Here is an 8,074-nt window from a genome sequence, read left to right on the forward strand (position 1 = left end):
AATGCGAGACCGAGCCATGCCGCCTTCCCTGCCCCGCAGCGTCACCCTGAGAGAAGTCGCCCCGCGCGACGGGTTTCAGAGCCTGGCGACAGTCCTTCCCACCGAATTCAAATGTGCGCTGATCCGGCGGGCTGCCGATGCCGGGCTGAATGAGATCGAGGTGACCTCTTCGGTCAGCCCGAAACTCCTGCCGCAACTGGCGGACTGCGCCGAGGTTCTCGACGGTATCCGGAATCTCGCCATCACGCGCGCGGTACTCGCCCCGACGGCGGGCCGAGCTGCCGCGGCGATTTCCGCGGGGGCGGATCAGGTGGTTGCCTTCCTGTCGGCGTCCGAGGCGCATAACGAGACGAATGTGAAACGCCCGGTCGCCGCATCGCTGAAAGAAATGTCCGGCATATTCAGCCAAACCAGGGACGCGGATGCGCAAGCGGTCGGAGCCATCGCCGTCAGCTTCGGCTGCCCCTATGAAGGCCATGTGCCGCAGGAGAGGGTGCTGGACATCGCCGCGCGGCTTGCCGACGCCGGAGCGGACATGCTCATATTCGGCGACACCACGGGAATGGCAATTCCAACGCAGGTCGCGGATTTTGTCGGGGCCTTCAGGGAGAAGCTGGGCGATATGCCGTTTTCCCTGCATTTTCATAACAACCGGAATCTGGCGATGGCCAATCTCTATGCCGCGCTTTGTGAGGGTGCGACGATTTTCGACACCGCCATCGGCGGAATCGGCGGTTGCCCCACCGTGCCACAGGCCGCGGGTAACCTCGCAACCGAGGATGTGGTGCTTTTACTCGACGGGCTGGACGTGGAAAGCGGCGTGGATCTGGCCGGCGTCATCGGCGCAGCCCGGTTCCTCGAAAAACAGCTTGGGAATACGCTGCCCGGGCAGGTGATGAAGAGCGGGCCGATCGCGGTTACAGGCGCCGATTGCCTTGCCGGAGTGCAGACATGAGTGGGACCGAAACGCCGCTGCCCCTCGAAGGGCTCAAGGTTGTGGAACTGGGCCATGTGGTGATGGGCACATGCTGCAGCCTGATCCTTGCGGATATGGGGGCCGAGGTCATCAAGGTAGAACGTATGCCGGACGGCGACGTGGCGCGCAACTATGGCGGGTTCGGCGCTGGCCTCTATCACTATTTCAACCGCAACAAATCGAGCCTGCCGCTGGACCTGAAATCCGAGGCAGGCAAGGAAGTGCTGCGCCGCGCGATAGGGTCGGCCGATGTCTTCATAGAGAACTTCGCTCCCGGGGCGGTCGAGCGCCTGGGCTTTTCCTGGGAGGACTGCCACGCGATCAATCCCCGGTTGATCTATTGCTCGCTCAAGGGCTTCATGCCGGGCCCGCATGAGAACCGGCTCAGCTTGGACAATCTGGTGCAGATGATGGGCGGTCTGGCGCACATGACCGGCCCTGCGGGCCGCCCCCTGCGGGCGGGTGCCTCGGTAACCGATATCCTCGGGGGAACCTTTGGCGCCCTCGGCATCCTTGCAGCTCTGCGCGAGCGCGACCAGACCGGCAAGGGCAGCCAGGTCATCGCCTCGCTTTTCGAGGCGGTGGCTTTCATGGTGGCACAGCACATGTCGGGCGCTGCCGTAACGGGAAAAACCCCGCCACCTATGCCGGAGTCCGAAAATCCGTGGGCGATCTACGATCTGTTCCGCACCCGCGACGACAAACAGGTCTGTATCGGGATCGTCAGCGATCGCCACTGGACACGGTTCTGCGAAACCTTCGGATTTCCGGGTTTGCTGGAGGGCACGGCCACCAATGCAGAAAGGCTCGCTCGCAAGGCCGAACTGCTGTCGGCAATACAGGCCCGTATCGGGGAGCTTCTGCTCGCCGAAGTCGAGGAACTCGGCCAGGCATCGGGCATTCCCTTTGCTCCTGTCCGCCGCCCCGACGAGTTGTTCGACGACGTTCATCTGAATGAGAGCGGCGGATTGCTGAAGACACGGCTGCCGGACGGGCGCATCGCGCGCCTGCCCAAACTGCCATTGCGGATGGGCGAGCATGACTTCGGGTTGCGACAACAACCGCCACGGCTGGGCGAAGGCGGGTGTGAAGTCTTGGAAGCGCTGGGGTATGCGCCAGCAGAAATCGACGCGCTGCGCCAGGCGGGCGTCGTAAAGGCCGAAGGCTAGGACGGAGCAATGGGGCGCGCAAACATGGCTTGTCTTTCCAGGGATGGATGGGCATTGTATCGGCCCGGTAGCCCGTCGCTGCCGAGCCGCCCCGCTTGGCTGCGCAACAACAGGTACCCCATGGACGCGCAGAACACATACCCCCAGTTTCGTCAGGTCGCCGACACCCTGCGTCGACGAATTCTGACCGGCGAGTATCGCCCGGCGGAAAGCATTCCCACTGCGGCTCAGCTCGAGCGCTCCTTTGACGTCAGCAACATCACAATCCGCAAGGCCCTGTCTATCCTGTCCGGCGAAGGTCTGATCGAAAGCCAACGCGGCCGCGGCACCTTTGTCACCGACAAGGCCGAGGATGCGCGCGTGCTGATCGCTCTGTCGCACAACTTTTCCGAATGGGCCGATACGGCCGGGGGCGACAGTCTGGAGATCAACCAGAAGGTTTTGGATATCGCTGTCCGCCCCGGACCGCCCGCCGTGGCGGAACGGCTTGGCGTGGCGCCTGACACGGCGCTCTGGCGGATGCGCCGGTTGCGCCGGATCCGCAGCAACCCGGTTTCGTACCATATCAATTTCGGCACGGTTCAGCGGCTTGGGGGTATCGACGCCGACACGATGGCCGATAACCGCAAGTTCGTGGACGTCGTGCGCGAGAATTGCGGCATCCATCTGCACAAGATGGAACAGACGGTCGAGGCGATTACCGCCGACCGCGATCTCGCCCGTCTGCTCGAGGCCGAATTCGGCGAGCCGACCTTCTTTGTCACCAACGTCTATTCCGATCAGAACGACGAAGTGGTGGCGGTCAGCCATCTCTATTTGCGCGGCCGACACTATGCCTATCAGACGAAAATAACGCTCGACGAGTCGGACATGCCGCTCTAGTCGGCCCGGGCCCCAATGAGCGGCCCCGTAAGAGTCAACCAAACACTGCCGGCAATCCGCCGACGGTGCAGGCTTACTCTTCGCAAGCACCTGTAAATAATCAGTTTTTCTGACAAATACGCATCTGAGGCCAACCACTTTTGACTCCACAAACGGCGGCAAAACTTTTAAGGTATATTAATAGACTAAATTGGGAGGGAATCATGAACAAACTATTGGCCGCCTGCGCGGCCGGACTTTGCGTGCTAGGAACAACAACAGTTCTGCACGCCGAAACGCTGTTGCGCCTGTCGCTACAGTTCCCCATCGAACATCCGGTCGGGCAGAACCTTGTTAGATTTGCCGAGGACGTCGCCGAGGGCACGAACGGATCGGTCAAGATCGAGATCTATCCCTCGGCCCAGCTCTTCAAAGACAACGAAGTTCCCCAAGCCGTTGGCTCGGGCGCAATCGAAATGGGGTCGGCCTCGCTGACCCGACTGGTAGGCGACGCGCCGGTTGTCGACGCGCTTTATGTCCCGTTCCTGTTCGACAGCCCGTCGAAAGTGCGCAGTGCGCTCGATCCCGGTGCCGAAATCCGCGAGATCCTCGACAGCGAGATCGCCAAGAGCGGCAGCACCGTTCTCTATTATCAGGCCATCGGCAGCGCGATTATCCTAACCCGAGGCGACACGCCCATCGTTGTGCCCGAAGATATGGAGGGCAAACTTGTGCGCTCGTTCGGGGCCACCATTTCCAACATGATCGAAGCCGTGGGCGGCGCGCCCACGATCATCTCCGGCTCCGAGCAATTCTTGGCGTTTCAGACCGGCACGGTGGATGCGGGTATGACCGGGATCACCACGGTGCCTTCGCGCAAGCTCTATGAGGTGACCGATCACGTCACCATGACGAACCATGCGGCCCTGGAATTTGTGGTGCTGATCAACACCGCTGTCTGGGACGGGCTGACCGATGAGGAACGCACCGTCATCCGCGAGGCAGCGGTCAAGGCCGAAGCATCGCAGCGGGACTTCATGGAAAAACACGAGGTGGACGCCAAGGAACAGATCCGCGACAAGATCAACGTCGTTGAACTGTCCGACGAACAGCGTGATGCATGGCGCGAGGCCACAAAGAGCGTGGCCGACGCCTATATCGAACGCGCCGGCAATGCCGGACAGCTGGTTGTTGAAAAGGCACGGGCACTGCCATGACAGGTGGACACGCCGGAACCTCCGGGTCGGGGACGCCCCGGCCCGATAGCGGCCTGCTGCGCGCCGCCTCGGCCTTTGTAAAGGGGGTCGACTGGGCGGCGGCACGCGCCGCCCTTGCAGCGGCGGCGACCCTGTTCTGCCTCGGCGTTCTGATCGGAGTCGAAGTCGGATTGCGCGCGATGGGCCACCCGACGAAATGGATAGCCGAAATCGCGCAGATCGCCCAGATCTGGTGCGTGTTCTTGGCTGGTGCCTACGTTCTGTCGAAACGCGGCATGATCACGGTCGACTTGCTGCCCTTCACCCCCGGCCGGCCGCTCTGGCGCCTTGTCGGAGCGACAGCTTTGCTCGCCATCGCGGGGTTCTGCCTGCTGATGGTCAGGCAGGGCCTGAACGACGCGACCCGGTCGATCAAGCTTGGCACCACCACCGACACGGCTTTGTCTCTGCCGATGTGGACGATCCAGATGGCCCTGCCCATCGGGTTCGGATTGCTGTTCCTTCAATGTTGCGCCGAGCTGCTGAAGCTCTGGGTTCTGCCCGGGCGCACGATCCCGGAAATCTGAATAAATGCAGACACTTACAATTCTGGCAGTGCTGATGGCGCTGTTGCTGATCCGAGTGCCGGTCGCCTTCGCGCTCGGCGGGCTGGGCGCGGCGATGTTGTGGTTGAAAGGTCTGCCACTGATCATGACCAGCCAGTTCATGCTCTCTGGCGTCAACTCGTTCGAATTCCTCGCCGTTCCGCTGTTCCTGCTGATGAGCCACGTCCTGCTGATCGGCGGCCATGGCGCGGCGCTTTATCGCGCGGTGCAGTCCTGGGTCGGGCACTGGCCCGGCGGGCTGGGGGTCGCGACGATCCTGACCTGCGCGATCTTCGCCGCCGTTTCAGGCTCGTCCGTGGCCACCGCCGCCACCGTTGGCACGGTCGCCATCGGAGAGATGTCCCAACGCGGCTATCCACGGCCCTTCGTGCTGGGGCTGGTGGCAGCTGGCGGGACACTCGGCATCCTGATCCCGCCATCGATTCCGATGATCATCTACGCCATCACGACCGACAGTTCCGTCACCGGCCTGTTCCTTGCCGGCATCGGCCCCGGCCTATTCCTGTCGGGCTGCTTCATCCTCTATTGTTTTGCCTACTCGGTCTGGAACCCCGCCTACCGATCCTCACCCGCCGCACCTTGGGGCGAACGCTTCACCAGCCTTGCCGGCGCGCTGCCGGTTGTGTTCATCGGCACAGTCATCATGGGCGGAATCTACGGTGGTGTCTTTACCCCGACCGAGGCGGCAGGCGTCGGGTTCATCATCGCCTTTGTTATCGTCGCCGCCCGGAGAGAAGCCAGTATCGCCGAACTGCGCCACGCCGCGCTGGCAGCGATGAGCACGACCGTCGCGGTGCTGCTGATCGTCGCCGGGGCCAAGCTGTTCGGCAAAGCTGTCACAATCTACCAGATCCCGCAGGAGGTTACCGCACTGACCGCCGCGACGTTCCAGTCGCCCTGGGCATTCATGGTGGCGATCTGCGCGATCCTGCTGCTGATGGGCCTGTTCCTGGAATCGCTGTCGATGATCCTGATTATAATGCCAGTTCTTCTGGGTTCGCTCGGAGTCTACGGGTTCGACCCGATCTGGTTCGGAATAGTCTTTGTCATCATGATCGAATGCGCCCTTATAACGCCACCGGTGGGGATGAACCTCTTCATCGTTCAATCGGTGGCCAAGGCCCCGATCAGCGAAGTGATTCGTGGGGTCTGGCCCTTTGTGCTGATCATGCTGATGAGCGTGGCTATCGTCTGGTTCCTGCCCGGTCTCGCCATGTGGCTGCCAGGACTGCGCTAGGTGCCCCGGGACAGGCAGGCAACGGCGTCCTCGCCTCTTCGCCGCCCGTCTCGCCATGCAGGGCCGCAAGGCGGGGCGACTTGGCGGCCCAGCCGGGCACGGCACGCAAAAGTTTGTCGAGGATCACGTCGAACTGGCGGATCTCCTCGGGGTTCAGGCAGGCCAGCATCTCGCGCTCCCCCTGCTCCGGTTCGCGGACCGCTTCCTCGATCATCGCTTCGGCGAGAACCGCCTCGATCTGCCAGCGCTGAATGCTCAGAATATCGCAGCGTTCATGGAGTACCTTGTGACGCGCAGGGTGCGCGAGTTCAAGACTGCAACTGGCGTTATTTCGTTCCTCGTCGGTATTGGGTTCGCACAGGCGAGCATTCCTATGAAGAACGGGGAAACGACCTCGCATCGCCTCGTCAGTGACTGAGGCCCGGATCGCGGTCGATATCCCGATCCTTCTCGACCTCCTGATCCTTCTCCTGGTCGCGTTCGTCCTTGATCTCCAGCTTTTCGCGTGGCTTGTTCAGCACGTCTTTCAGGCGCTCGTTGACGGACGGCTTCCGCGCCGCGCGTCCTGTCTCCTCGCCCATGTCATACTCGCTGTGACCGTCCAGCTTGTGAACCGCCGTCTGGCCGTCGCGCCCTGCGTCCTTCTCCATGATCTCTTTCAGCCGCTCCCGCGCATAATTGCGGCCTTCCGGCTTCGGCGTGTCGTCCTGGTCCCGTGACTGGCCCACGACACGCGCCAGACGCTCTCGGAAGTCTTCAGGATTTCGGTCGCGATCTTTCGCGGTTGCAGCCCTGAGTGCTGCCAGACCGGCAGCGACGCGGCCCTGCCCGGCCTCGCGCTCGATGCCGTAGGTCTCACGCGCCAGTTCCAACCGCGCGCGCATTTCGCGGAATGCGGCGCGGGCCTGGCGGGCGGCATGGACGACAGCGCCACGCTCGGTGACCGGAGTGTATTCCCGCCCCTGACGCTCAGCCATCACCTTCGCGCGCCGCTCCATGGAATTGGCCGCTGGCCCCAGCTTCAGCTCCGGGTCGCGGTCCAGTTCCTCGGCGGCCAGATCGTCACCCCGCTCCAGCGCCGCTTCGCGCTGCGCTTCGAGCGACCGGTGATCGACGCGCTCCACCTCCCCTGCCCGCTCCAGTGCGCGGTTCTGCAACTCGGCCCAGAGGCCGCGCATCCGCTCGATCTCGACCCCGCCGGTTTTTGCGGAATCGAGAACGCGCGTCTTGGCCGTGAAGCCCTCCGCTTCCAGCTTGCGGGTGGAGGTCAGGACATGGGCATGGTGGTTCCGCTGATCGCCCTCGCGATGCGGCGCATGGATCGCCACATCGACGGCCACCCCATACCGGCTGACCAGCTCCTGGGCAAAATCGCGGGTGATCTGCGAGCGGTCCTCTGCGCTGATCTCGAACGGCAGGGCCAGCTCCCATTCGCGGGCGGTGACGGAGTTGCGGCGGGTCTCGCTGGCCTCGACCTCGTTCCAGAGACGGGACCGATCCGTGGCCCAGTCCGGCGCGTCCTTCGGGGCCAGGATGAAGGTCTCCTCGATACCCTGCTTGCGGGTGTAATCGTGGACGCGGCCTTCACGCTGGCACTCAATGCGCTCCCCGACACGGTAGGCCGCGGCTGCCGTGGCTGAGCGCCCGGCGCTGCGTTTGATCGTCTTCACGGAGAGGTGGTAGCTGGCCATGTGCCCTCCCCCGTCCCGTGAAGTAGACGATGCCAATGTGTGCCGTTGCTGACCCCGGCCCATGCCCCGACATGGGCCACCGGGTCAGCCGTCTTTTCCTCGATGGAGCGCGCCTTGCCCCGGCGCGGTACGAGTGGAAATGACAGCCCGCTTGAGGCGAGCCAACGGCTCTCCGACGCGCGGGCTTGCCTGTCATCTGCCCCCAGATCCCCAGCCTTATGGTGGGCGGGATATGGGGACAGATGACAGGCGGTTTGCCGGGGGCAAACCCGGTATCGCAAAGGGGCAACAGCACCACAACGCGATACCTCCCGCAAG

The 8,074-nt window shown here is 63.2% G+C and carries 8 protein-coding genes; 7 read left to right on the top strand and 1 reads right to left on the bottom strand.

All coding sequences use genetic code 11. The features are described from left to right. The first annotated feature begins 1 nt into the window (after position 1). From AC13C8_RS01045 to AC13C8_RS01075, 7 genes are all read left to right on the top strand, one after another. On the top strand, positions 2–955 hold the full coding sequence (locus AC13C8_RS01045; RefSeq protein ID WP_475299309.1) for a hydroxymethylglutaryl-CoA lyase: 954 nt from the start codon (positions 2–4) through the stop codon (positions 953–955). Next, complete coding sequence (locus AC13C8_RS01050; protein ID WP_475299310.1) at positions 952–2,145, top strand: CaiB/BaiF CoA transferase family protein; 1,194 nt, start codon at positions 952–954, stop codon at positions 2,143–2,145. The genes AC13C8_RS01045 and AC13C8_RS01050 overlap by 4 nt, the downstream gene beginning before the upstream one ends. Positions 2,146–2,154: 9 nt before the next feature. Continuing rightward, positions 2,155–3,027, top strand: a complete 873-nt coding sequence (locus AC13C8_RS01055) for a GntR family transcriptional regulator (RefSeq protein WP_482846101.1) — start codon at positions 2,155–2,157, stop codon at positions 3,025–3,027. A 203-nt stretch (positions 3,028–3,230) separates the two neighbouring features. Further along, entirely contained in the window at positions 3,231–4,223 is a 993-nt protein-coding gene (gene dctP / locus AC13C8_RS01060) for a TRAP transporter substrate-binding protein DctP (RefSeq protein ID WP_482846102.1), read from the top strand. Next, the gene (locus AC13C8_RS01065) at positions 4,220–4,789 is read left to right on the top strand and encodes a TRAP transporter small permease (RefSeq protein ID WP_475299313.1); all 570 of its coding nucleotides are present in this window, start codon (positions 4,220–4,222) and stop codon (positions 4,787–4,789) included. Before dctP ends, AC13C8_RS01065 begins: the two co-directional genes overlap by 4 nt. A 4-nt stretch (positions 4,790–4,793) precedes the next feature. After that, the gene (locus tag AC13C8_RS01070) at positions 4,794–6,065 is read left to right on the top strand and encodes a TRAP transporter large permease (RefSeq protein ID WP_475299314.1); all 1,272 of its coding nucleotides are present in this window, start codon (positions 4,794–4,796) and stop codon (positions 6,063–6,065) included. 55 nt (positions 6,066–6,120) lie between these two features. Next, positions 6,121–6,483, top strand: a complete 363-nt coding sequence (locus AC13C8_RS01075) for a hypothetical protein (RefSeq protein WP_475299315.1) — start codon at positions 6,121–6,123, stop codon at positions 6,481–6,483. Here the strand turns inward: AC13C8_RS01075 and mobQ are convergent. After that, entirely contained in the window at positions 6,473–7,756 is a 1,284-nt protein-coding gene (mobQ, locus tag AC13C8_RS01080; protein ID WP_482846103.1) for a MobQ family relaxase, read from the bottom strand. The genes AC13C8_RS01075 and mobQ overlap by 11 nt on opposite strands. Positions 7,757–8,074: the final 318 nt, after the last annotated feature.

The sequence above is a fragment of the Aliiroseovarius sp. B-4 genome, assembly GCF_056857795.1.